The following is a 23,157-nucleotide window of genomic DNA, read 5'->3' as shown; positions in this document are numbered from 1 at the left end:
GCTCCGCCGGTCGCCGCGCGCGGGCGGCACGCCTACAGGAGCCTCCATGCCTATTACTACCGTTCGACCGGGAGAGTTCGTCAGCGCCGCCCCTCTGGATATCGCCTACGAACCGGCCCGCCACGAACTGCTTTGCACGCTGGACCGGATGACGGGCACTTTGGAAGGGTCGCTGGATACACCCATCGAAGGGCTGTACCTGCACCGCCTGTCGCAACCCACCGGCGCCAAACCCGGTTTGCAGAAAGCGGCGCTGGCCGTCATCGCCCAAGGCTCCAAGCGCCTGCTGATCGGCGACGAATCCTATGAGTACGATCCCTTCCATTACCTGATCTCGTCGGTGGACCTGCCGGTGGTCGCCAAGGTGTCGGTCGCCAGCCCGACGCTGCCGTATCTGGGCCTGCGGCTGGACCTGAACCCGGAAGAGATCGCGGAACTGATCAGCGACGAACACCTGCCGCCGCTGCTGCCGGCCGAAGCGTCGCGCGCGTTGTGCGTGAACCCGCTGGGCGGGTCCTTGCTGGACGTGGTGCTGCGGCTGCTGCGGCTGCTGGATACCCCGCGCGACATCCCGATCCTGGCGCCCATGGTCAAGCGCGAACTGCTGTACCGCCTGCTGATGAACGGCCAGGGCGTGGTGCTGCGCCAGACCGTGCTGCAGGACAGCCAGCTCAACCGCGTGGCGAAGGCCATTCGCATCCTGCGCGACAACTACGCCCAGCCGCTGCGCGTGGAGGAGATCGCCCGCGACGTGCACATGAGCGTGTCGTCGCTGCATCACCATTTCAAGCAAGCCACCGCGATGAGCCCGCTGCAATACCAGAAGCACCTTCGGCTGCAGGAGGCGCGCCGCCTGATGCTGAGCGACGACGCCGGGGTGGCGTTGGCCGCGCACGCCGTCGGGTATGAAAGCTCGTCGCAATTCAGCCGCGAATACAGCCGCCTGTTCGGCACGCCGCCGCTGCGCGACAAGCAGCGCTGGAAAGAGGAATCCGCCGGCGCGCCGGCCTGATCCGGCAGGCATTTCCGCAGACGGCGCCCCCGGCTTTCCGCCAGGGGACGCGGCGGGCGTTATATGCTCCCCGCTACGTCCCATTTTCAGAGCAGCGGAAAGTCCATGCACGACTTGAATGATCTCTATTACTTTGTCCAGGTCGTCAGGAATGGCGGCTTCGCGCCGGCCGGACGCGCCCTGGACATTCCCAAATCCCGCCTCAGCCGCCGCATCGCGCTGTTGGAAGAGCGGCTGGGCGTGCGCCTGATCCAGCGGTCTACCCGCACCTTCGCCGTCACCGAACTGGGCCAGGAGTATTTCGACCAATGCCTGTCGATGCTGGCCGGCGCCGAAGCCGCCCAAGACGTCATCGACCGCACCCATGCCGAACCGCAAGGCACGATCCGCATGAGCGCGCCGCCCGCGCTGATCTATTACTTCCTGGGCGACGTCGTGGCGCGCTTCATGGAAAAGTGCCCCAAGGTGCAGGTGTACCTGAAGAGTTTTTCCCGGCAGGTCGACGTGCTGCGCGAGGGGTTCGACCTGGCGGTGCGGGTGCGTTTCGGCCCGATTGAAAGCAGCGACCTGGTGATGAAGCACCTGGGCACGAGCTGCCAGAGCCTGGTGGCCAGCCCGACGCTGGCTCGGGCACTGCCCCCGGGCGCCGACATCAGCCAGGTCAGCCAGTTGCCCACACTGGCGCTGGGCACCGAACAGCGCGAATGCCAGTGGCGCCTGGATGGCCCCGATGGCGTGCGGCAGAACGTGCCGTTCACCCCGCGCCTGGTCACCGACGACATGCTGGCGCTGAAGCAAGCGACGCTGCGCGGCGTGGGCGTGGCCGCCTTGCCCCTGATGATGATCCGCGAGGAACTGGATGCCGGCACGCTGGTGCCGGTGGGCGCGCCCTGGTATCCGGAACCTGGCGCCGTCCATGCCGTCTTCCCGTCCCGGCGCGGCCTGCTGCCGGCTGTGCGCGAGCTATTGGATTTCATGAATACGGAGTACCGTGAAAACGCCCGGCGGGAGGTCGACACGCAACGGCGTCACGGCATTCCCATCCTGAAGGGCGGGCCCTCACCGTCCGATAAATAGAACGCTGAGGCCCGAAATTCCTGTCTACCGGGTAGATTGGCTTGTATTTAGAATTCTGTTCATGCACTCACGTGTTCAACCCCGCGCCCACACCGCGCACCACGACCTGACGACATCACGGAGCAAATCATGACCAAACCCTATGTGAAGCTGGACAAGAACAACGCCGCCGTCCTGCTGGTTGACCACCAGACCGGCTTGCTTTCCCTGGTGCGCGATTTCCAGCCCGACCAGTTCAAGAACAACGTGCTGGCGGTGGCCGACCTGGCCGAGTATTTCAAGCTGCCCACCATCCTGACCACCAGTTTCGAAGACGGCCCCAACGGCCCGCTGGTCCAGGAGCTGAAGGACAAGTTCCCCAAGGCCCCCTACATCGCCCGCCCCGGCAACATCAATGCCTGGGACAACGAAGACTTCGTCAAGGCCGTCAAGGCCACCGGCAAGAAGCAACTGATCATCGCCGGCGTGGTCACCGAAGTGTGCGTCGCCTTCCCCGCCCTGTCGGCCCTGGAAGAAGGTTTCGACGTGTTCGTCGTGACGGATGCCTCGGGCACCTTCAACGAAGTCACCCGCAACGCCGCCTGGAGCCGCATGGAGCAAGCCGGCGCGCAACTGATGTCGTGGTTCGGGTTGGCATGCGAACTGCACCGCGACTGGCGCAACGACGTGGAAGGCCTGGGCACGCTGTTCGCCAACCACATCCCCGACTACCGCAACCTGATGGCTTCTTACTCGGCCAATCGCGCCGCGAAGTAATCGAAGTCATGGCAAAGGGGGCGAAACGCCCCCGCCGCCCGGATCAAAATAATTGCATCCGGGCTGCATCCAAAGCGGCCTCCCGCGTGTAGTACCTGTACCGGCGCGCATTGTGCGCGCCGTCTACTGGCCTTTACGCCGCTGGAGACCGCTCATGAAGACCCAACGTTCGAATCGCATTCCCACCGTTGCCGGCCTGTTCGCCGTGTCGCTCCTTGCCGCTTGCGGCTCGATGAGCTCCAAATCCATGGCCAACTCGCAGGCCGGCCTTCCCGCCAGCATCCAGGTGCCCGCGGGCAACAAGGTCGCCTGGGAAACCGTGGGCGTGGGCGAAATCACCTATGAATGCCGCGCCAAGGCCGACATGAAGAACCAGACGGAATGGGTCTTCGCCGGCCCCAAGGCGGTCTTGAACGACCGCCAGGGCAAGCAGGTCGGCACCTACTACGGCCCCCCGGCCACGTGGGAAGCCATGGACGGATCCAAGCTGACCGGCACGCAAGTCGCGGTTGCCCCGTCGGGCGAGGGCAACCTGCCCTATCAACTGGTGAAGGCCAACCCCGCCCTGGGAGCGGGCGCGCTGACCGGCGTGACCTACATCCAGCGCGTGGCGCTCAAGGGCGGCGTGGCACCCAATACGCCCTGCACGCAGGCGACGCTGGGCCAGAAGAGCCAGGTGCAATACCAGGCCGACTACCTCTTCTGGAAGGCGAACTAAAAGCGCAGCCCGCGCCTGCCGCTGGCCGGCGGGCGCGGTGCCGCGTCAAGGGAGTCCGGTAAGATGGCGCATTCCCGCACCGTGCGACGCTTGTCCGCACGGCCGCCTACTTCCCGCTCCCGCCCCCGCTCTCGCATGCCGAACCGCCTGACCCCGGATTTCGATTACGAAGCTGCCCTGAAGGCGTGCGCCGCCGGCCGACGGCCGGCGCTGGAATCCCTTTACCGGCAAGAAGGCCCGCGCCTGCTTGGCGTGGCCCAACGACTGCTGCGCGACCGCGCTTGGGCAGAGGACATCGTGCATGACGCTTTCGTCAGGATCTGGAACCAGGCGGGCAGCTTCGACGCGACCCGGGGTTCAGGGCGCGGCTGGGTCTACAGCATCACCCGCAACCTGGCGCTGAACGCGTTGCGCGACACCGCGCGCGAGACCGGCATCGATGAAGACACGGCTGCCGCCCTGGACGCCCGCGACGCCATCGAAGCGTGGCACGACACGCGCGACGCCTTCGACTGGCGCGCCAGCGCCGGCCAGATCGGCCCTTGCCTGGAACAATTGGAACCGGTGCGCCGCAATTGCGTGCTGCACGCGTATGTGGAAGGGCTGTCGCATAGCGAAATCGCCCAGCGCCTTGGGGCGCCGTTGGGCACCGTGAAAGCCTGGATCAAGCGCAGCCTGCAGGCGCTCAAGGAGTGCCTGGCATGACCGCCCCCCATGACCCCCCCGATAGCCTGGACGATCTGGCTGGCGAATATGTGCTGGGCACCTTGTCCGCGCCAGCGCGCCGCGACGTAGAGGCACGGCTGACGCACGACGCCGCCTTGCGCGCCGCCGTCGGCCGTTGGGAAGAGCGGTTGCTGCCGCTGGTGAACCTGTCCGCGCCCGTCGAACCGTCGGCCAGCCTTTGGCCGCGCATCACGGGCACGCTGGACGCGACGCACGCCGTCCGCCAACCGTCCGCCGCGCGCCGCGCGCCAGGCCTATGGGACAGCCTGTTTTTCTGGCGCAGCCTGGCCGCGGGGGGCATGGCGGCCGTGCTGATCCTGGGCAGCTCGCTGGCGCTGCGGCCCGCGCCCGTCCCGGGTGCCGCTCAATATGTGGTGGTGCTGGTGGCGCCGCAATCGCAGGCGCCGGGTTGGGTGGTGCAGGCGCAAGCCGGCCAGAACGCCGTGCAGCTGGTGCCGCTGGCGGCCACCGAAGTCCCGCCGGACCGGGCGCTGGAATTCTGGACCAAGGCCGACGGCTGGGCCGGCCCCGTGTCGCTGGGCCTGGTCAAGCCGGGCGAGCCCGTCCGCATCCCGCTGGACAAGCTGCCGCCGCTGGAACCCAACCAGCTCTTCGAACTGACGCTGGAACCCAAGACCGGCTCACCTATCGGCAAGCCCACCGGTCCGATCCAGTTCATCGGGCGTGCGGTGAAGATGCTGTAGGTAAACGGCAGGCGGCGTCGTCCGGGCGCCAGGCCCGGACGAATTGAAGGATTACTTCTTGCGCAGGAACGGATAGGCCTGCTGCGCCAGGAAGGTGCCCGGCATGTCGTTGTCCAGAATGCCGTAGTTCTCGGGCAGGCGCTTGCCCACGCCGCGCACGGCGGTGCCGAAGATGTAGTCGATGAACGAAAAATGCGCCGCGTAGTTCTTGTCGATCGCCTCGGTGTCCGACGAGTGGTGCCAGTGGTGGAAATCGGGCGTCACGATGATGTAGCGCAGCCATCCCCACGGCAGCTTCACGTTGGAATGGATCAGCACCGCCTGGAAGCCGACGATGATGATGTAGGCGTCCAGCACCGACTTCGAAAAGCCCAGCACGAACAGCACGCCCAGCACCGCGACGCGCGTGATCAGCAGTTCCACGATATGCAGGCGCGAACCCGCCAGCCAGTCCAGCGTGCGCGTGCTGTGGTGCACGGCGTGGAAGCGCCACATCACCGGCACCTCGTGATAGACGCGGTGCGCCGCGTATTGGGCCAGATCCGCCACCAGCACGGCGACGAACAATTCCAGCAGGTACGGCATGGATTGGATCGCGGCCTGCAGGGGTTCGTACGCCGCCCACGAGAACAGGCGGTGGATGAAGAAGTTGATGCATAGCAGCACCGCCCCCACCGACAGGTGGTTGAACAGGAAGTGCTTCATGTCCACTTGCCACTCGCCGCGGAACACCGGCTGGCCCGGATACAGCGGCGTCAACTTCTCGAAAATGATGAAGACCGTGCTGGACGCCAGCAAGTCCAGGATGAACCAGTCCAGGCCCAGGTACGGGTGGTTGCCCGTATTGGTCGTCGTCACGACGATCTGGCTGCCGCCGGCCGCGACGGCGCAGCAGACCAGCACGAAGGCGGAGATGTTCAGCCAGCGCTGGCGGCCCAGCACCGTGTTGGCCAGCGCGATCGAGCCGGAAACAAGCAGCGCGCCGAACAGCAGCGTGCGCATCGCGTCCACGGAATAGAACGCGCGCAGTTCCGGCGTGGTCAGATAGGCGGGAAAGTGGAAGGCCAGCACGCCCAGCACTGCCAGGATGGCCAGGAACAGCGCAATCACGCCGCTCATCATGCCCGTACCTGCGTGGATACGTCCGTCCTGTCTGAAAAGTTCAAAGACTTGCCGATAGATGGGCACGCGCTGTTTCATGTCACTTTTATGGCTGACCACGGGGAAGCGAGTGTATCGCCGGGGCCGGGGGGGCATGTAATGAAACGTGAGCATGCGAGACAGAGTTGCTACTCCCGCACGGAGCCTTGCGCGCCGTCAATTCCTGCATCGAGGCCCGCTGCCCTCCCGGTTGACAAGGCGCAGGCGTTGGCGTGTCATGGAATTGACGCCGATGCGCGTCGTGCCTGGCGCGACACCGGTCCCGTCAACTGGTACCCAAGAGAGGCCCCAATGTTCCCTGAATATCGCCAACTCATTACCCAGCTGAAATCCGAGAATGCGCATTTCTCGGCCCTGTTTCAACGTCATAACGACCTGGACCAGGAAATCAAGAACATGGAAGACGGCATCGTGCCCACTTCCGGCACCAATATCGAAGTGCTGAAAAAGGAAAAGCTGCAACTCAAGGACAAGCTATATGGCTTGTTGAAGGCGGCGGACCAGAACGGCGGCTGACCCCCTACTGTCGGCGACGGCTGCGTACTTCGCGTTCCGACGCGCAAGTGCGCCACCGTCCGCAGGATGGCAATCGAGTCCCGCCGTTGCTTACGTAAAGCTGAAAGAATAGAATTCCTTCCCGCACGGGCGTCCGCCTGGGCCGGCAAGAGGAATATCAAGATGTTGGACAAGGACTTCAAGGAAGGCGAGGCGGTATTGCCGGTGGCGGGCTGGGCCATGATGCCTGTGGCGGAATACGACTCGCTGCTGGTCCGGCTGGACTTCATCACCCAGGCCACGCAATCCCCGGACGAGGCCAGCCGCGGCCGGGTCTATGCGTTGACCTCCGATCAGATCCGGATGCTGCTCGAATCGCTGCAAACGCAATTGCGGGCGCTGGATGCTTCCCTCGGCGCGGGACGGCCGCATTGAACCTCATTCGCCCCTATCCCGCCTATTTAGCAAATCTGAATTTACTTTAGGGTAATTAGTTTTTCTAATTTCCCGGAAAAGGCTAGTCTGTCGCCCTTCTACAGGGCAACCCATGACAACAGCCTTCCTCCCCGGCTTCCTGCTCAGCTTTGGGCTGATCGTCGCGATCGGCGCGCAAAACGCATTTGTCCTGCGACAGGGGCTGCGTCAGGAATACGTCTTCGCCATCTGCCTGACCTGTGCGGTATCCGACGCGATCCTGATCGGCGCAGGCGTGGCCGGGTTCGGGCTGGCGGTCAACGCCCTGCCCTGGCTGGAACCCGCCATGCGATATGGCGGCGCACTGTTCCTGTTCGTCTACGCGGCTCGCAGCCTGCGATCCGCCCTGCGCGCGCGACACGACAGCCTGACGCCTTCCACCCGGCAGACGGCAGGCCTGGCCGCCACGCTGGCCGCCTGTCTGGCCTTCACCTGGCTGAACCCGCATGTCTATCTGGACACTGTGGTGCTGCTGGGGTCGATTTCGAGCCAATACGAAGGCGCCAAGGTAGCCTTCGCGTTGGGCGCCATGTCGGCGTCGTTCGTCTTCTTCTTCACGCTGGGCTATGGCGCGCGCCTGTTGCGGCCGCTGTTCGCCAACCCCCGGGCCTGGCGCGTGCTGGACGCGTTGGTGGCCGTTGCGATGTTTGGGATCGGGTTGAAGCTGCTGCTGTAGACAAGGCCGCACCAACGGGCCACACCAACGCCGGCCACGTCGGTGCGGGCCGTCATCTACAATCGTCGGCGAGCCGGCCCCACCAAGGCGCCGGCCTGCAGCAACACACAGGCAGCATGACGCGCACGAAGAAACCCGTTCAAAGAAAAAGACGCCCGGCAACCCGGACCCAAGCCAGATCGGCAGGCCGCACTTACCGCTTCCTGCGGGCACTCCTCGTGTCGTCGCTGGCCAGTTTCGGCGCAGCCACTTACGTACTGAAGCCGCAATGGCCGGCACAGTTCTCGCCCGACGCGATCCTGGCGCGCCTGGGATGGCCCGCCCAAGAAAAATTCGCCCCCGCCGTGGTGCCGACGGGAGCATTGAGCCAGACACGGTTTGCCGATTGCCCCCAGTTCTTTCCCAAAGGAAACATGCCCGTCGTCCCCAGCCGGGGCGATCTGCGCGAATTGTGCTTTTCGGCATTCGCCATCTTGCATAGCGGCCAGACCAAGACCCCCGTGTTCGTGGCCGAACGCCTGAACCGCAAAACGCTGTCCCAGGCGCAGGGAATGCAGCGGACAGACAAGTTCTATGCCGAGGCGCGGCTGCCCCGCGCCGAACGGTCGGACCTGGACGATTACAAAGGGTCCGGCTATTCGCGCGGGCACATGGCGCCGGCAGGCGACATGGCTTCCAAGGAATCCATGGCGCAGAGCTTCTCGCTGGCCAATATGGTGCCCCAGGACCAGACCCAAAACGCCGGGGCCTGGAGCCGCATCGAGCAGGACACGCGGAAATACGTGATGCGCGCCGCCGGCGACGTCTATGTCTTCACGGGGCCGTTCTATTCGGACAAGCCGAAAACCATCGGGTCGGGCGTCGCGGTGCCCGGCTACGTCTACAAAGTCGTCTACGACGCGACGACAGGACGTTCCTGGGTGCATTGGCAGGCCAACAGCGCCAGCACCAAGGAAGGCCCGCCGATCAGCTATGAGGAATTCGTGCGGCGCACGGGGCTGCAGCTGCTGCCCTCGGCGGGCTAGCCTACTCGTCATTCCAACATGGAGGCGCGGGCTGGATTCGAACCAACCTGAACGGATTTGCAATCCGCCGCATAGCCACTCTGCCACCGCGCCATTTTGTCCTATGACAATAATTCTAGAGCAAGATCGCCGTTGCCGCAACGGCTAATCCGCTTTTCGCTTGACCTGCCGGTGCGTCGTCCGGCAAACGCGGCTATGGCAAAATCTGCCCAAGCCCGCCAGACAGGACTGAATGGCTTCTGGCCTACCTGAATCCAAGAGCTGTCCCAGGACGATATGAAAATTCAAGGCAAGACCGCCGCCGAGATCTACGACTGCGTGCGCACCCTGGCGCTGTCCAGGCAGTTGCCCGCGGGCGCCTCGCTGCCCCCGGTTCGCGATCTGGCGGTGGACCTGGGCGTGAACCGCAACACGGTCGCCTCGGCCTACCGGCGCCTTGTCACCGCCGGCATCGCCGTCACCCAAGGGCGTCTGGGCACGATCATCCGCGACCAGTTCCAGGCCGGCGAACAGGAAGGCGCGCTGGCCAATTCGCCGCTGACCGATCTTGCCAGCGGCAACCCGAATCCGGCATGGCTGCCCGACCCCAACGCCGCGCTGCGCCTGCGGCCCTACGAGGCCAGGCTGTACGGCGAGCCCACCATCAATGCCGGGCTGGAAGCGCACATCCGCAAATGGCTCCAGCCCGACTGCCCCGCCGCTTTCGACGTCGACCTGACGCACGGCGCGGTGGACGCCATCGAGCGGCTGCTCGGCGCCTATCTGGTGGCCGGCGACAAGGTGGCCGTCGAAAACCCCTGCTTCCTCAGCAGCATCAACACGCTGCGGACCATCGGCCTGCAGCCCGTCGGCGTTCCGGTCGATGCGCAAGGCATGCAGGCGGACGGGCTGGAGGCCGCCCTGGCCAAAGGCGCGCAAGCGGTCATCATCACTCCGCGCGCCCACAACCCCACGGGCTGCAGCCTGAGCGACAAACGGGCACGGGCGCTGGCGCGCCTGTTGGCCAAGCATCCCGACGTGCTCGTCATCGTGGACGACCATTTCGCCCTGCTGTCCAACGCCCCCTATCACTCGCCCATCCCTGACAACGCCTACCGCTGGGCATTGATCCGATCCTTCAGCAAGGCGCTTGGCCCCGACGTCCGGATCGCTGCCGTGGCCAGCGATTCCGCGACCTCACGCCAAATGCGCCTGCGCCTGGCCTCGGGCACGAACTGGGTCAGCCACCTGCTGCAGGACATCGTCGAAGTCCAGCTCACCCAACCCGAAACGGTCACGCTGCTGACCCAAGCCCGTGCAGACTACGCCAAACGCCGGAACACGCTGGAAGACGCCCTGCGCGCCCAAGGGATCGATTTCCTGGCACAGGGGGACGGCCTGAACCTCTGGGTGCCCTTGCAGACCGACGACCAGGCGATCGCGCTGGCCCTGGCCCGCCAGGGCTGGCTGGTGCGCCACGGAGATGCCTTCTCCGTCCAGGAAGCCGTCAAGGGGCTGAGGATCACGATCTCCAGCATCGAGCCGGCGCAGTGCGTCCGGCTAGCCCAGGACCTTACGCACAGTCTCAACTAAGCCGGCTGACCCCGTCCCGTCGCGGCACCGTCATTGTCTTCGCCTTTTTTATTGTCCTAGGACATATATAATAATTATCCAGGACATTATATCGGCGTCGTCCAGACGCAGGGCACACCATGCGATTCATCTTTCCCATCGTCATCATCGACGAGGATTTCCGTTCCGAGAACACCTCCGGCCTGGGCATCCGCGCGCTCGCCGAAGCGATCCGGACCGAGGGCTTCGACGTGCTGGGCGCCACCAGCTACCACGACCTCAGCCAATTCGCCCAGCAGCAGAGCCGGGCCAGTTCCTTCATCCTGTCCATCGACGATGAAGAATTCACGCCCGACGCCGACGACGCGCCGGCGCTGCGCAACATCCGCTCGTTCATCAGCGAAGTCCGCCGCCGTAACGTGGATGTGCCGATCTACATCTATGGCGAAACCAAGACCGTCCGCCACATGCCGAACGACATCCTGCGCGAGCTGCACGGCGTCATCCACATGTTCGAGGACACCCCCGAGTTCGTCGCGCGCCACCTCATCCGCGAGGCCAGGAACTATCTGGACGGCATCAAGCCGCCGTTCCTGAAGGCGCTGCTCGACTATGCGGCAGACGGTTCCTATTCGTGGCACTGCCCCGGCCATTCCGGCGGCGTCGCCTTCCTGAAAAGCCCGGTGGGCCAGGTCTTCCACCAATTCTTCGGCGAAAACATGCTGCGCGCCGACGTCTGCAACGCCGTCGAGGAACTGGGCCAGTTGCTGGACCACAACGGCGCCATCGGCGCCAGCGAGCGCAACGCCGCACGCATCTTCAATGCCGACCACTGCTTCTTCGTCACCAATGGCACCAGCACCAGCAACAAGATCGTCTGGCAACACGTCGTGGCGCCGGGCGACGTGGTGGTCGTGGACCGCAACTGCCACAAGTCCATCCTGCACAGCATCGTCCTGACCGGCGCAATTCCCGTCTTCCTGCGGCCCACGCGCAACCACCTGGGCATCATCGGGCCGATTCCCCGGGAAGCGTTCTCACCCGAGTCCATCAAGGCGAAGATCCGCAGCCACCCGCTGCTGGCGGGCGTGGATGCCGAGCAGGTCCGGCCGCGCGTGCTGGTGCTGACGCAATCCACTTATGACGGCATCCTCTACGACACCGAAATCATCAAGTCCGCGCTGGACGGCTATGTCGAAGCGCTGCACTTCGACGAGGCCTGGGTCCCGCACGCGGCCTTCCACCCGTTCTACGGTTCGTATCACGCCATGGGCAAGAAGCGGGCGCGGCCGCGCGACTCCGTCGTGTACTCCACGCAGTCCACCCACAAACTGCTGGCGGGCATCAGCCAGGCCAGCCACATCCTGGTGCAGGATTCAGCCACGCGCGCGCTTGACCGCCACCTGTTCAACGAGGCTTATCTGATGCACACCTCCACCTCGCCGCAATACGCCATCATCGCCAGTTGCGACGTGGCGGCGGCGATGATGGAACATCCCGGCGGCCAGACGCTGGTTGAAGAGAGCATCATCGAGGCGTTGGATTTCCGGCGCGCCATGCGGCAGGTGGGCGGGCAGTTCGCGGCGGACGACTGGTGGTTCACGGTGTGGGGGCCGGATGAGCTTGAGCAAGAAGGCATCGGCCATGCGGCGCGGTGGATCATCGACGATGAGGGCGGCGACGGCGGGTGGCACGGCTTCGGCCCGCTGGCCCCGGGGTTCAACATGCTGGACCCGATCAAGTCCACCATCGTCACGCCGGGCGTGGACATGGACGGCCGCTTCGCCGCGGACGGGATCCCGGCGTCCATCGTCACCAAGTTCCTGGCAGAGCATGGCGTGATCATCGAGAAGACCGGCCTCTACAGCTTCTTCATCATGTTCACCATCGGCATCACCAAGGGCCGCTGGAGTTCGCTGGTGACGGCGCTGCAGCAGTTCAAGGACGACTATGCCCGCAACGTGCCGATGTGGCGCATCCTGCCCGAGTTCTGCCGCAAATATCCGTGCTACGAAGACATGGGCCTGCGCGACTTGTGCCAGCACGTGCACCGGATCTATGCCAAGAGCGACATCGCACGCCTGACGACGGAGATGTACACGACGGAAGCGGTGCCCGCCATGAGGCCCAGCGACGCTTACGCGCATATCGCGAACCGCAAGACCGAACGCGTCGAGATCGACCACCTGGAAGGCCGCATCACGACCAGCCTGATCACCCCCTACCCGCCCGGCATCCCCTTGCTGATACCTGGCGAGGTCTTCAACCGGACGATCGTCGACTATCTCAAGTTCTCGCGCGAGCTCAACCGCTCCTGCCCGGGCTTCGGCACCGACATCCACGGTTTCGTGGAATTGCGGGATGAGGACGGACGCTTGCGCTATTACGTGGACTGCGTGGCCTGAGCGCCGGCCATGCGCCTGTCGCCCGCCCTGCTCTTCCAGCGCCTGGCGCCCCTGTCCTTGCTGACGCGCAGCGCGGGTCCTCTCGCGCAGTGCCGCCACCCCTGGGTCGCGCAGCCCCTGATCCGCGCGTTCATCCGCCGGCACCGCATCGATCTGGACGAGGCGCTGCACAGTTCGCCCCGCGCCTACCGTTGCTTCAACGATTTCTTCTCCAGGGCGTTGCGCCCGGACGCCCGGCCGCTTGCCGCCGCCGATTGGACCAGTCCCGTGGACGGCACGATCAGCCAGCTTGGCCGCATCCAGCAGGGGCGGATGATCCAGGCCAAGCAGCAGGCGTTCAGCGCCGCGCAGCTGCTAGCGGATGCCGAGCTGGCGCAAGGGCTGGACGGCGGCAGCTACACCACGGTGTACCTCAACCCCCGCGACTATCACCGCGTGCATATGCCCTGCGAGGGGCGTTTGCTGGGAATGCGCCATGTGCCTGGCACGCACTACTCGGTCAGGCCCGACATCGTGCAGGGCATCGATGGCCTGCTTGCGCGCAATGAAAGGCTGGTCTGCTGGTTCGAGCACCCCCGGTTCGGCCGCTTCGCCATGGTGCTGGTGGGGGCGGCCATCGTGGGCAGCATCGCTACCGTCTGGCATGGCGTGGTCTCCCGCCCCCGCCACGCCAGCATTCGGCATTGGGACTACGCCGCCCACCCCGCGCTGCATCTGCGGCAAGGGCAAGAAATGGGGCACTTCCAGCTTGGCTCCACGGTTGTGCTGCTGATGCCGAACGCCCTCTGGGATATCGACCCGGCGTGGCGGGTGGGAAGGCAGGTCCGGCTGGGCCAAGCATTGGCGGGCAGCGCCGATTGGCGCACCGAAAAGGCCGCCTAGGCGCCTTGTCTCAGGCCTCTATTTGCCCGCCGCGGCGTCGATCCCGTCCAGCCACGCCCGGAACACCGCGCCGGACGCGGCGGCCAGGCGCGCTTGCATCGCGCCGGCCTGCGCTCGCAGCGTGCGGGGATCGATTCCCGCCTGTCCCAATTCGCAGGCATGGCCGACCAGCCAGCGCTCGATGCAGCGGGTGTCGGCTTCCAGATGGAACTGCAATCCCAGCACGTTGCCGCCCAGCGAGAACGCCTGGTTCGCGCCGACCGGCGTCCCGGCCAGCCGCAGCGCGCCCTCGGGAATATCGAACTGGTCGCCATGCCAATGCAGCACCGGCGTGTCGCCCAGCGCCGCCAGCGCGGATTGCCTGCCCTCCGGCGTCAGTTGCAAGGGCCCGAAACCGATTTCCTTCACGCCCAGCGCATAGACTTTGGCGCCCAGCGCGCGCGCCATCAACTGCGCCCCCAGGCAAATGCCCAGGATGGGCGCGCCGGCGGCCAGACGGCGTTGCACCAATGCCAGTTCGTCTGCGACGAAGGGATACGCCGCGTCGTCGAAGGCGCCTATCGGCCCGCCCAGCACAATCAACAGATCGGCGGACAACGCATCGACCGTCTGCAAGTCCTGCGAGGCGGCATCGACATACTGCACGTCGTAGCCGCGCTCACGCAGCAGCGGCTCAAGCGTGCCCAGGTCTTCAAAATGCAGATGGCGGATGGCGACGGCGCGTCGTGCCAGGGGCGGGGCGGCGAGGCTCATGCGTCCGCCCCGGCACCTTCCGCCGTCGGCCAATAGTGGCTGTCCGGCAGGGCCCGCGCGCCGAAGATCGCCTGGCCCACGCGCACCACGGTGGCCCCTTCTTCAATGGCGATCTCGAAATCGCCGGACATGCCCATCGACAGCTCGTCCAGGGAGATACCCGCCGGCGCCTCGTGCCGCAACTGGTCGCGCAGATTGCGCAACAAGACAAAGCACTGGCGCACCCGTTCAGCCTCGGCGGAGAACAACGCCAGCGTCATCAGGCCGCGCACGCGCAACGCGGAAAACGCCGGCAGCGCCCGCAAGAAGGCGGGAACATCATCGGGATGCAGGCCGTACTTGCTGGCCTCGCCCGACGTGTTCACCTGCACGAACACGTCAAGCGCCCGGCCTTCCGCCTGCAGTCGCCGGTCCAGCGCCTCGGCCACGCGCAGGCTGTCCAACGCCTGGAACTCGCTGGCGAAGCGCGCCACCAGCTTGGCCTTGTTGGTCTGCAAGTGGCCGATCACGGACCACTGCAGGTCATGCAGGTCCTGGGTCGCCTCCCACTTGCGATAGGCCTCCTGCGGCTTGTTCTCGCCCAGCAGCCGGCAGCCGGCCGCATGGGCCAGGCGGATGCTCGCTTCAGGCTTGGTCTTGCTGACGGGCAGCAGACGCACCCCCGCGGGGTCGCGGCCAACCCGGCCGCACGCCGCCGCGATGCGCGCATGCACCGCCGCCAGATTGTGGCGGAAATCCTCGACCGACTCGGCTTCGGGCCAACGGTTGTGCAAGTCGTGCAGCGGCTGTGTCTGCGGGGTGCCGGGGGGGATGTCAGCGTTCACGGTGTGGCCTCAGGGCTGCAACATTGTCATAGGACAAATATTATCATGGTGCGCGGCAGAGATCATGAAAGTGCAGCAGACGCCACGAGCGGACCGCCCTCGTTGGACAATAAATGTTACACACTCTTCCCACCTGTGTTTTGCGCCGGATACAGTACGCTTACCAATGGCGTACTACGCTGGCGAGTAAGGGGTTTGCATTAGCACTGGGAGCGCAAGTCCATGTCGCTAACTTATCTAGAAGCCTCCCTGATCGGCGTCGCCGCGCTGCTGTTCTGCGCGGCGGTATCCCTGCTGAGAATCGCGCGCAGAGCCCAGGCCGAGGCCCGCGGCTTGCGGGCACTGGCAACACAGGCCGACGCATCGACCACCGTACAGACGCAACTCCTGGATGCGACCCCCACGCTGATCGCCGCCCTGGACGGGACGCTGCGCTACCTGCGCGTCAACCAGGCCTTCGAAGAACTGGTCGGAATGGACCGTACCCGGCTCGTCGGCGCCAAGGCCAGTTCGCTGGAAGGCGCGGCAGGCGCGCTTGGCACGCAACTGGAGGCATTCGCCAAGCGGTGCCTCGCCACCCAGCAAATGGTCACCGAAGAGATCAAGGTCCACACCGCTCACGGCCCCCCCATTGACGGCCGCTTGACGGTCGAGCCGCTCTACGGCGAAGACCGTGCGCCGGCGGGCACCCTGATCGCGCTGGCCGACGTCACCGGTCGCAGGGCGGCCGAGCGAGAGACACGCGAACTGAAGGCTGCCATCGACGATTTGATCGACACGCTACCGCTTGGATTGTTCCGGATCCGAGAGGAACCGGACGGACGCCGCTCGGTCCCGTATGCCGTCGGCCACACCGAGCGTTTCCTGCTTTTGACGGCAGCCGAAATCACCCAGCTCTCCACTGGCGACAACCTGCCCAGTGTCCTGAAGACCCATTGGCCGGCCGCACGTGTGGCGATCGATGAATCGAAGGCGACAGGCAACCCGATACGCATCGACCTGCCGACGCTACGGCCGGAAGGCGAAGGATGGCTTCGTATCGGCACCGCCGCGCCGCGCCGGTATCCGGACGGATCGATAGAATGGAATGGCTACCTCGCCGATGTGATGCGAGAGCACCGCGCGACGACGGCGCTCAACGAGGCCAAGGCCGCCGCGGAAGCCAATGCGCAAGCGAAATCCCGTTTCCTGGCCGCCATGAGCCATGAAATCCGCACGCCGCTGGCAACGGCCCTTGGCGCGCTGGAGTTGCTGGGCGACACGCGCTTGGACGACTATCAGCGCCAGCAAGTGGATCTGGCCGACAGCGCCTCGCGCCTGCTCATCGAGATCCTCGGCGACATCCTGGATTTTTCCCGTCTTGAGGATGCACCGGTCGCGATCGAAACCATCCCGTACTCCTTGCGCGAGTTACTGGACCAGGTCTTGCACATTTTTTCCTCGCGCGCGCTGGCCAAAGGATTGACGCTGGACTTGCACGTTGCGCCCGAAGTGGCTGCCGAATTCGTCGGCGACCCGGTCCGCGTGAAGCAGATCGTGTTGAACCTGGTGGGCAACGCCATCAAGTTCACCTCGGCGGGCGGCGTCGCCGTGATGGCCGAGACGCTGCCGGATCACGCCAGCGCCGGCATGCAGACCGTCCTGCTGTCCGTTGCGGATACGGGTATCGGCATCCCGCTCGAAGCGCAAGGCAGGCTGTTCCGCCCGTTTTCGCAGGCCGACGTCTCCACCGCCCGCCAGTATGGCGGCAGCGGTCTGGGCCTTGCCATCTGCCTGCGCCTTGCCCACCTGATGAGCGGCGGGATACAGGTGGAAAGCGTCGAAGGCCAGGGCAGCCGCTTCGATGTCCGCCTACCCATGCACCTGGGCCAAAGCGCTCCAGCTGACGCGGCGTTGAACGGCAAACGCCTCTCCCTCTCGGTTCGCCGCGAAGCGGACAATGCCGCCCTTTGCGCTTACGCACGCACGGCCGGCATGCTTGTCGTGGGGCCCGGCGACGACGCCGATCTACACATCGTCGAACCGTCCGGCGAGCCTCCGCCGTCGTCAAACGCGCCGCGCCCCCTGCCCCACATCTTGTTTACCAGCAGGCCCACAAGCACGCCGGCGGCGACGACGACACAATCGACATTGGCCGGAGGACCGGTCCGGTGGAGCGAGTTTCGACGTGTGTGTCTCAGTGCGTTGCAGACCGAGCATCTTGTTACCAACCCCTTGCAAGACGCGAGAGAGAATGCACAGCTTCCTGCGACCGGACGCATTCTGGTCGTCGAGGATCATTTGCCCTATCAAATCGTGATTCGCAATATGCTGCAGAAGCTGGGAGTCCAGGCGGATGTGGTCGCTGACGGCCATCAAGCGCTGGGCCAACTGGAACAAGTACCTTACGCGTTGATGTTCACGGACTTTCACATGCCGGACATGGACGGCTTCGAGTTGACCCGCCGCGTGCGATCGCATGCCGACCCTCGTATACGAAGCCTTCCCGTTGTGGCATTGAGCGCCGACGTTTCGTCGGAGCACATGGAGCATTTCCAGGAGGTCGGCTTGAACGACTTCCTGATAAAGCCGGTGAATCTGGCCACCTTGCGCGCCTGTTTAGAGAAATGGAGTCGCCCTTGACTACTGTACTCGTCGTAGACGACCACCCTTCCCTTCGTCTGGTACTGAAAACCCATCTGTCGCAAGTACTGGGCATCACCCGCATCCTGGAAGCCGACAACGGCCAGTCCACGATTCAGTCCGTCAAGGACGACCGACCCGGCCTGGTGATTCTGGACATCGACATCCCCAAGATAAACGGCTTGGACGTCATCCCGCGGATCCGGGCGATCCAGCCTGACATCCGCATCCTGGTGGTGTCCGGCCAAGACCAGGCCACGTTCGCGCCGCGCGTCAAGCTGGCCGGCGCCAATGGCTACGTCAGCAAATCCCAGGAGATCGCCGAAATCATCCGGTGCGTTGAAGCGATTCTGGCGGGGTACACCGTGTTCCCGAATACCGAGGGTGCGCAATCCCCGCGCGTCGGGGCGGCGAGCCATGGCGTAGACCGGCTGAGCCGGCTATCCGACAAGGAGATCGTCATCATGCAGATGCTGGCGCGTGGCATGTCGAACAAGGAAATCGGAGACGCGCTTTTCATCAGCAACAAGACGGTCAGCACGCACAAGACACGGATCATGACAAAACTGGAAGTGCAAACGCTGCTGGAACTGATTGACTTCGCACGCCAATGCCAGATCGCCCGCTGACAGGTCGCCCCTCGTGGAGAATAGGATGAACCTCGCCCTCATCATCGGCCGGCGCCCCGAGCGGTTGCGGGAAATCGCCGAACGGTTGGAAGGTCTGGGCCTCGCAGCCGATACCTGCGCGGACAGCGCGGCGCTGTCCGGATACGCGGCCGAGCCGCGAGTGGTCCTCTGGGACGACGACGCCTGGGACGTACCCGGCCAGCCATTGCCGGCGGCAGTCGCGGCCGCGCCGATCCGACTGAGGATTTCAGCTTCCGGCACCACCGCTCCCGGCATCGACGAGGTCGTCGTGCCGGGAGCGACCGAAGCGGCGTTGTCGCGCGCCCTGCTGGAGGCTGGCTACGTTCTGCCAGACGATGCCGAATGCGCCGCCATACGCCAGACCTTGCATGACCTGGTCGACGGCGATCCCGCCATCGTGGCCGAGTTGATCGATAGCCTTCTCGACACCGCGCAAGGCGACCTGACCAACTATCGCGCCCGCTGCGCCGAGGCGGATTGGGCCGCCGCCGGCTCGCTGGCGCACCGCATCAAGGGCACGGCGCGCATGGCGGGATGCGCGTCGTTGATCCGGCTGTCAGAACGTATCGAAGCGGCGTCCCGCAATGAAAGCGGCGAAGCCGTCATGCGCCTGAACGTTTTGTTTGAACCGGCGCTTCAGCGCCTTTGCGCGGAACTCAGCCGCTTGCGCCTGGCCCGCTGACCGGCGCCGCCGCCTGCCCCGGGATGCTATCGCGATGCATCAGGGTGGAGATGGCCCGATTCAAGGAATCCAGGTTCACCGGCTTGACCAGGACGTCGTCCATGCCGGCATCCCGCGCACGGTCGATTTCCGCATCGTGCGCGCCCGCCGTATACCCCAGGATCGGCAGTATTGCGTCGGCTCCCCCGCGTTGCCGCAAGGTCCGGGCGAACGTGTAGCCATCCATCACGGGCATGGCGCAGTCGCACACCACGATGTCGAATTGCCTCTGGCCCATGAGTGCCAGCGCTTCCAGCCCGTTGCCGGCGGACGCCACGCGATGGCCCAATTTCTCGAGTTGGCGCCGCAAGAGCAGCACGTTCGACGCCTGGTCATCCACGACCAACACGTCCAGCCCGGTACAGACCGGCGCGGCCCGTGCGACGGGTGCCGCGTCGCTAACGGATTCAGGCTGCGCGGGCGCCACGGGCAGCGACAAACGCACCGACATGGTGGTGCCGACGCCCAGCTTGCTGTCGATCTGTATCGTGCCGCCCATCTTCTTGACCAGACGGTCACATATCGACAAGCCCAGGCCTGTCCCACGGTCCATGGCACGAATCGTCTCCTGGACTTGGACGAACGGCTCCAGCAGCGTATCCAGCGCATCGCTCGGGATGCCGACACCGGTATCGGCGACTTTCAGCACAATCGTCTGGTGGTCCCCTTCCTGCGGCTCGGCTTCCACGTGGACGCATATCGACCCGCGTTCCGTGAAGCGGATCGCGTTCGACACGAAATTGTTCATGATCTGCTTCAGCCGCAACGGATCCACGCAATGCGCGCGCGCCATGTTCTCAGGCCGCCCGATCGTCAAGGTCAAATCCAACCCCTTCGCCACGGCGATCGGCTGGAACACATGCACCACGTCTTCGGTCAATTGGCACAAGTTGGTGGGCTGCGGCAAAAATTGGAACTTGCCGGCCTCCATCTTTGACAAATCCAGCAAGTCTCCGATCAGCGCAAGCAGCGATTGCGATGCGCTATAGGCCGTGCTCAGTTGCAGGCGCTCCTGCTCGGGCAGATCCGCATGCGACAACGTCAGTTCCAGCATGCCCATGATCGCATTCATCGGGGTCCGGATCTCATGGCTGATGGAAGCCAGGAAAGTGGTCTTCGTCCGGTTGGCGCTTTCGGCCCGGTCCCGGGCGACGGCAAGCTCTTTCATGACGCGCTGGCGCTGCGTGATATCCATCCAGCCCCCCACGACGCCGACCACGGCGCCGCTGGCATTGCGCAGCGGCTCGATCCAGTGCTGCACGTCCATCTCCCGGCCGCTGACGCAAACGGTCCGGTCCTTGCCTAACGGCATCCCGGTAGCCATCACTTGACGGTAGTCCTCTTCGATCTCTGCCGACTCCACTTCCCGGACCATCAGTTCCGCAGTGGCGCTTACCGACTTCGTGTGCAGCTGCTTCCTGGAACGGTTCAAAAGGCGTTCGAACGCGCTATTGCAGGCCAGGAACTTGAGGTCGTTGCCACGCAGGACGATAGGTTGGGGAATGGCGTCAAGCACGCCGGTCTGAAACGCCACCAGATCCTTCAGGCGCTCTTCCGCACGTTTGTGTTGCTCGTTTTTCCGGCCCAGAAGCAGCAGCGCTACCAACGCGGCCAAAAAGCCTGTCAGACAGACCCACGAAACCAGCCCCCCCGACAGGTCCGCCAGCACACCGGTCCGTGCGGACAGGACCACATACACGGGGATTGCGCAGACCGCCGCGACCTTACCCACCCTCACGGGGAGACTGGCCTCGGAAATTCGGAGCGAATGCAGGAGTGAGACAGGATCCATGATCAGATTGTCTAAATGAGAATAGGCACAGAGACAATCTAGAGCCTTCCCTCTCGATCGGAATGTGGAAATTTCTGAATCTCAGGTAGAAATTTCCCCCCCGCACTGACGTCGAGAATGTGAAATCTCCTACATGTTCCACCGCTAGGAATGGATAGAGTCCGCGCATCCATCCCCTTTTCCTCGGAGACATGTGAAATGGCTGGCCAGGCGGACATCGACAACATCGCCCAGATCGGCGAACGCGGCCTCATCGACATGCTATGGGACCCCATGCAGTTCCACCTGGTGTTCCAGCCTCAGGTCAATCTGGCCACCGGCGCCATCGAATCGGCCGAGGCGCTTGCCCGCTGGCATCACCCCGCATGGGGCCTGGTGCCGACCTGCCGCTTGATCCAGGCGATCAGCGACCTGCGGCTGCAAAGCGCCTTGTTCAAACGGGTAGCTGAACTGGTCCTGGACGCGGCAAAGACGCTGAATGACGCAGGCACGCCCCTGCCCCTGGCAATCAATGCCTGCGCCACCACCCTGGCCGATTCCGGCAATGCGGATTTCCTGCATGACGAAGCCTTGCGGCGCGGTGTCGCGCTATCGCTCGTGAAGATCGAATTGACGGAAGACGCGCCGGCCGTCGACCTCGCGGCGCTGAAGCGCTCATTGGCCCGGTTGAAACAATGGGGCTGCGAAATATCCATGGACGACTTCGGAGCGGGGTACGCCAACCTCGGCATGCTCATCGACCTGACCATCGACGAACTCAAACTGGACAAGACGTTCACCGCCAGCGTGGAAACAAGCCGCGTCGCCCGGCAATCCGTGCAGTTCGCGTTGGCGCTGGCCGGCGAAATGGGGTGGCGCGTGGTGGCCGAGGGCATTTCCAGCGCGCTGGAACTGCGCAGGATGCGCGCGCTGGGATGCCGTCACGGGCAGGGGTTTCATCTGGGCGTCCCGATGGAACTGGGCCAGTTGATCACCCGTGCCAGGATTCCCGGTAGATGATGTTTCCTGCCATGATCGAATCGATCATGATGGCCAGATCGTTCTTGCTGCGATAGGTCAAGGCGTCGATGACGCCGTGGGCGCCGGATTGCAGGATCAACCGGCCGAAATCATCCCATTCCCCCAAGACCCTGACGGCGATCTTCGCGTCGGGGAACATTGCCCGCACGCGCGCCGTGGCCGCCAGGCATTTGGTCTTGCTGACCGTAACGTCCAGCAGCACCAGCTCCGGCTGCTTCGCGTAGCTGTCCAGCTCGAAGAACCGAAGATCGGATGCGTCCAACACCCAAAGGGCGGAGTCCGGATACTGCTGCAAATGCCGATGAAAGGCGCCGTAGTTCGCCAGGCTATCTGAAATTATCAATGCACGCGCCACCATGTCTGTGCCCTCCCTTCTGCTGCCGCAACACCAGGACCGCGAACACCGCCTCCCGATGGTCAAGTCTGCAACAGTTGAGCTTCAAATCACCTGTCGAAATTTCCCAATATTCTGAAGAAAATTCTTAGCTTTCCCGCAAGGTCCGATGCACGTTTTCGTGCATTCGCGTTCGGAATCTTCCTCAGCGTGGCTGTGATGTTTCCTACACCCCAGGAATCGCCCGGCATACATACTCCGCCGGACACGATTTGCACGCTCGACGCCCGCTTCTGCGGAGATCCCACCATGGCCGCTTCTGAAATCATGATGTTCAGCCTCTTCCCGAAGAGCGGGCGCAGCTTCGCCGTCCACAACGCCCCGCATGCCTTGCGACAGATTCCGGTGTTGACGTCGGCCAATTCCCATCGCGTGCGCAGCTCGGGATCGGCGCTTCCGCCTCCCGTGCTGGAAATGGTGACCGAACGCCACTTCAGCGCATTGCGGGCATGGCGCACCCATCGCGGCCTTTCCTTGTCCTCTTTGCAGCAACGCACGCACATGCTCAACCCGACGCTATTGGCGCTGGACCGCGGCGACGTGGAACTGTGCCAATGGACCGTCGAACTCTTTGCCAAAGCCCTGCGCGTCGATGCGGCATTGCTCTTGGCGACACAGACGCTATTGGCCCAGACACTCGCCGCAGTCACGCCCATTCGGAAATTTCCGGCCTCCGGTTCATCTGATTCCTAACCTCAGAACAGGTCAGCAGTTTCATC

At 64.4% G+C, this 23,157-nt stretch carries 23 protein-coding genes and 1 tRNA gene; 18 read left to right on the top strand and 6 right to left on the bottom strand.

The window, feature by feature from the left end; genetic code table 11:
• The first annotated feature begins 46 nt into the window (after positions 1–46).
• From A9973_RS23125 to A9973_RS23100, 6 genes are all read left to right on the top strand, one after another.
• Entirely contained in the window at positions 47–1,012 is a 966-nt protein-coding gene (locus A9973_RS23125; protein ID WP_183015999.1) for an AraC family transcriptional regulator, read from the top strand.
• Positions 1,013–1,117: 105 nt separating this feature from the next.
• Positions 1,118–2,089, top strand: coding sequence for a LysR substrate-binding domain-containing protein (locus tag A9973_RS23120; RefSeq protein WP_183015998.1), 972 nt, complete (start codon positions 1,118–1,120; stop codon positions 2,087–2,089).
• 129 nt (positions 2,090–2,218) lie between these two features.
• Entirely contained in the window at positions 2,219–2,845 is a 627-nt protein-coding gene (ycaC, locus tag A9973_RS23115) for an isochorismate family cysteine hydrolase YcaC (protein ID WP_183015997.1), read from the top strand.
• A gap of 154 nt (positions 2,846–2,999) precedes the next feature.
• Positions 3,000–3,563 carry a DUF3455 domain-containing protein gene (locus tag A9973_RS23110; protein WP_183015996.1) on the top strand — a complete coding sequence of 188 codons (564 nt, stop codon included), beginning with the start codon at positions 3,000–3,002 and terminating at the stop codon, positions 3,561–3,563.
• A gap of 135 nt (positions 3,564–3,698) precedes the next feature.
• On the top strand, positions 3,699–4,268 hold the full coding sequence (locus A9973_RS23105) for a sigma-70 family RNA polymerase sigma factor (RefSeq protein WP_183015995.1): 570 nt from the start codon (positions 3,699–3,701) through the stop codon (positions 4,266–4,268).
• A complete protein-coding gene (locus A9973_RS23100; RefSeq protein WP_183015994.1) occupies positions 4,265–4,993 on the top strand; it encodes an anti-sigma factor domain-containing protein in 729 nt (242 codons plus the stop codon). The genes A9973_RS23105 and A9973_RS23100 overlap by 4 nt, the downstream gene beginning before the upstream one ends.
• 51 nt (positions 4,994–5,044) lie before the next feature.
• Here A9973_RS23100 and A9973_RS23095 read toward each other — a convergent pair whose 3' ends face one another.
• Positions 5,045–6,193 carry a sterol desaturase family protein gene (locus tag A9973_RS23095; RefSeq protein ID WP_183015993.1) on the bottom strand — a complete coding sequence of 383 codons (1,149 nt, stop codon included), beginning with the start codon at positions 6,191–6,193 and terminating at the stop codon, positions 5,045–5,047.
• A 252-nt stretch (positions 6,194–6,445) separates the two neighbouring features.
• Here A9973_RS23095 and A9973_RS23090 point away from each other — a divergent pair, with 252 nt between their 5' ends.
• The 4 genes from A9973_RS23090 (at position 6,446) to A9973_RS23075 (ending at position 8,824) form a co-directional block, all read left to right on the top strand.
• Complete coding sequence (locus A9973_RS23090) at positions 6,446–6,670, top strand: YdcH family protein (RefSeq protein WP_183015992.1); 225 nt, start codon at positions 6,446–6,448, stop codon at positions 6,668–6,670.
• A 162-nt stretch (positions 6,671–6,832) separates the two neighbouring features.
• A complete protein-coding gene (locus A9973_RS23085; RefSeq protein ID WP_183015991.1) occupies positions 6,833–7,084 on the top strand; it encodes a hypothetical protein in 252 nt (83 codons plus the stop codon).
• 112 nt (positions 7,085–7,196) lie between these two features.
• On the top strand, positions 7,197–7,799 hold the full coding sequence (locus A9973_RS23080) for a LysE/ArgO family amino acid transporter (protein WP_183015990.1): 603 nt from the start codon (positions 7,197–7,199) through the stop codon (positions 7,797–7,799).
• 116 nt (positions 7,800–7,915) lie between these two features.
• Positions 7,916–8,824 (top strand): DNA/RNA non-specific endonuclease, encoded by a 909-nt coding sequence (locus tag A9973_RS23075; protein ID WP_183015989.1) that lies wholly within the window; start codon positions 7,916–7,918, stop codon positions 8,822–8,824.
• 19 nt (positions 8,825–8,843) lie between these two features.
• Here the strand turns inward: A9973_RS23075 and A9973_RS23070 are convergent.
• A tRNA-Cys gene (locus A9973_RS23070) sits at positions 8,844–8,917 on the bottom strand.
• A 183-nt stretch (positions 8,918–9,100) separates the two neighbouring features.
• Here A9973_RS23070 and ptsJ point away from each other — a divergent pair.
• From ptsJ to asd, 3 genes are all read left to right on the top strand, one after another.
• Positions 9,101–10,396: a transcriptional regulator PtsJ gene (gene ptsJ, locus A9973_RS23065; protein WP_183015988.1), complete on the top strand. Its 1,296-nt coding sequence runs from the start codon at positions 9,101–9,103 to the stop codon at positions 10,394–10,396.
• A gap of 119 nt (positions 10,397–10,515) precedes the next feature.
• Complete coding sequence (locus A9973_RS23060; RefSeq protein WP_183015987.1) at positions 10,516–12,780, top strand: arginine/lysine/ornithine decarboxylase; 2,265 nt, start codon at positions 10,516–10,518, stop codon at positions 12,778–12,780.
• A gap of 9 nt (positions 12,781–12,789) precedes the next feature.
• Positions 12,790–13,662, top strand: coding sequence for an archaetidylserine decarboxylase (gene asd, locus A9973_RS23055; RefSeq protein ID WP_183015986.1), 873 nt, complete (start codon positions 12,790–12,792; stop codon positions 13,660–13,662).
• Positions 13,663–13,680: 18 nt separating this feature from the next.
• Here asd and A9973_RS23050 read toward each other — a convergent pair whose 3' ends face one another.
• The gene (locus tag A9973_RS23050; RefSeq protein ID WP_183015985.1) at positions 13,681–14,415 is read right to left on the bottom strand and encodes a glutamine amidotransferase; all 735 of its coding nucleotides are present in this window, start codon (positions 14,413–14,415) and stop codon (positions 13,681–13,683) included.
• Entirely contained in the window at positions 14,412–15,239 is an 828-nt protein-coding gene (locus A9973_RS23045; RefSeq protein WP_183015984.1) for a YggS family pyridoxal phosphate-dependent enzyme, read from the bottom strand. Before A9973_RS23045 ends, A9973_RS23050 begins: the two co-directional genes overlap by 4 nt.
• Before the next feature lie 222 nt (positions 15,240–15,461).
• Here A9973_RS23045 and A9973_RS23040 point away from each other — a divergent pair, with 222 nt between their 5' ends.
• The 3 genes from A9973_RS23040 to A9973_RS23030 are packed head-to-tail and all read left to right on the top strand — an operon-like array spanning position 15,462 to position 19,193.
• Entirely contained in the window at positions 15,462–17,861 is a 2,400-nt protein-coding gene (locus A9973_RS23040; RefSeq protein ID WP_183015983.1) for an ATP-binding protein, read from the top strand.
• Positions 17,858–18,490, top strand: a complete 633-nt coding sequence (locus A9973_RS23035; RefSeq protein WP_183015982.1) for a response regulator transcription factor — start codon at positions 17,858–17,860, stop codon at positions 18,488–18,490. The genes A9973_RS23040 and A9973_RS23035 overlap by 4 nt, the downstream gene beginning before the upstream one ends.
• 25 nt (positions 18,491–18,515) lie before the next feature.
• A complete protein-coding gene (locus A9973_RS23030) occupies positions 18,516–19,193 on the top strand; it encodes an Hpt domain-containing protein (RefSeq protein ID WP_183015981.1) in 678 nt (225 codons plus the stop codon).
• On the opposite strand, the gene A9973_RS23025 is transcribed toward A9973_RS23030, so the two are convergent.
• The gene (locus A9973_RS23025; protein ID WP_183015980.1) at positions 19,168–20,970 is read right to left on the bottom strand and encodes an ATP-binding protein; all 1,803 of its coding nucleotides are present in this window, start codon (positions 20,968–20,970) and stop codon (positions 19,168–19,170) included. The genes A9973_RS23030 and A9973_RS23025 overlap by 26 nt on opposite strands.
• A 252-nt stretch (positions 20,971–21,222) precedes the next feature.
• Here A9973_RS23025 and A9973_RS23020 point away from each other — a divergent pair, with 252 nt between their 5' ends.
• Positions 21,223–22,023, top strand: coding sequence for an EAL domain-containing protein (locus tag A9973_RS23020; protein WP_183015979.1), 801 nt, complete (start codon positions 21,223–21,225; stop codon positions 22,021–22,023).
• Here the strand turns inward: A9973_RS23020 and A9973_RS23015 are convergent.
• The gene (locus A9973_RS23015; RefSeq protein WP_220805618.1) at positions 21,995–22,387 is read right to left on the bottom strand and encodes a hypothetical protein; all 393 of its coding nucleotides are present in this window, start codon (positions 22,385–22,387) and stop codon (positions 21,995–21,997) included. The two genes, A9973_RS23020 and A9973_RS23015, sit on opposite strands and share 29 nt — an antisense overlap.
• 300 nt (positions 22,388–22,687) lie before the next feature.
• On the opposite strand from A9973_RS23015, the gene A9973_RS23010 reads away from it, so the two are divergent.
• Complete coding sequence (locus A9973_RS23010; protein ID WP_183015977.1) at positions 22,688–23,131, top strand: hypothetical protein; 444 nt, start codon at positions 22,688–22,690, stop codon at positions 23,129–23,131.
• Positions 23,132–23,157: the final 26 nt, after the last annotated feature.

Origin of the sequence: Achromobacter sp. UMC46, from assembly GCF_014170335.1 — a bacterium.
In the GTDB taxonomy this organism is placed as follows: Bacteria; Pseudomonadota; Gammaproteobacteria; order Burkholderiales; family Burkholderiaceae_B; genus Achromobacter.
The sequence above is the reverse complement of the archived record's forward strand: the minus strand, read 5'-3'. Positions and strand labels throughout refer to the sequence as shown.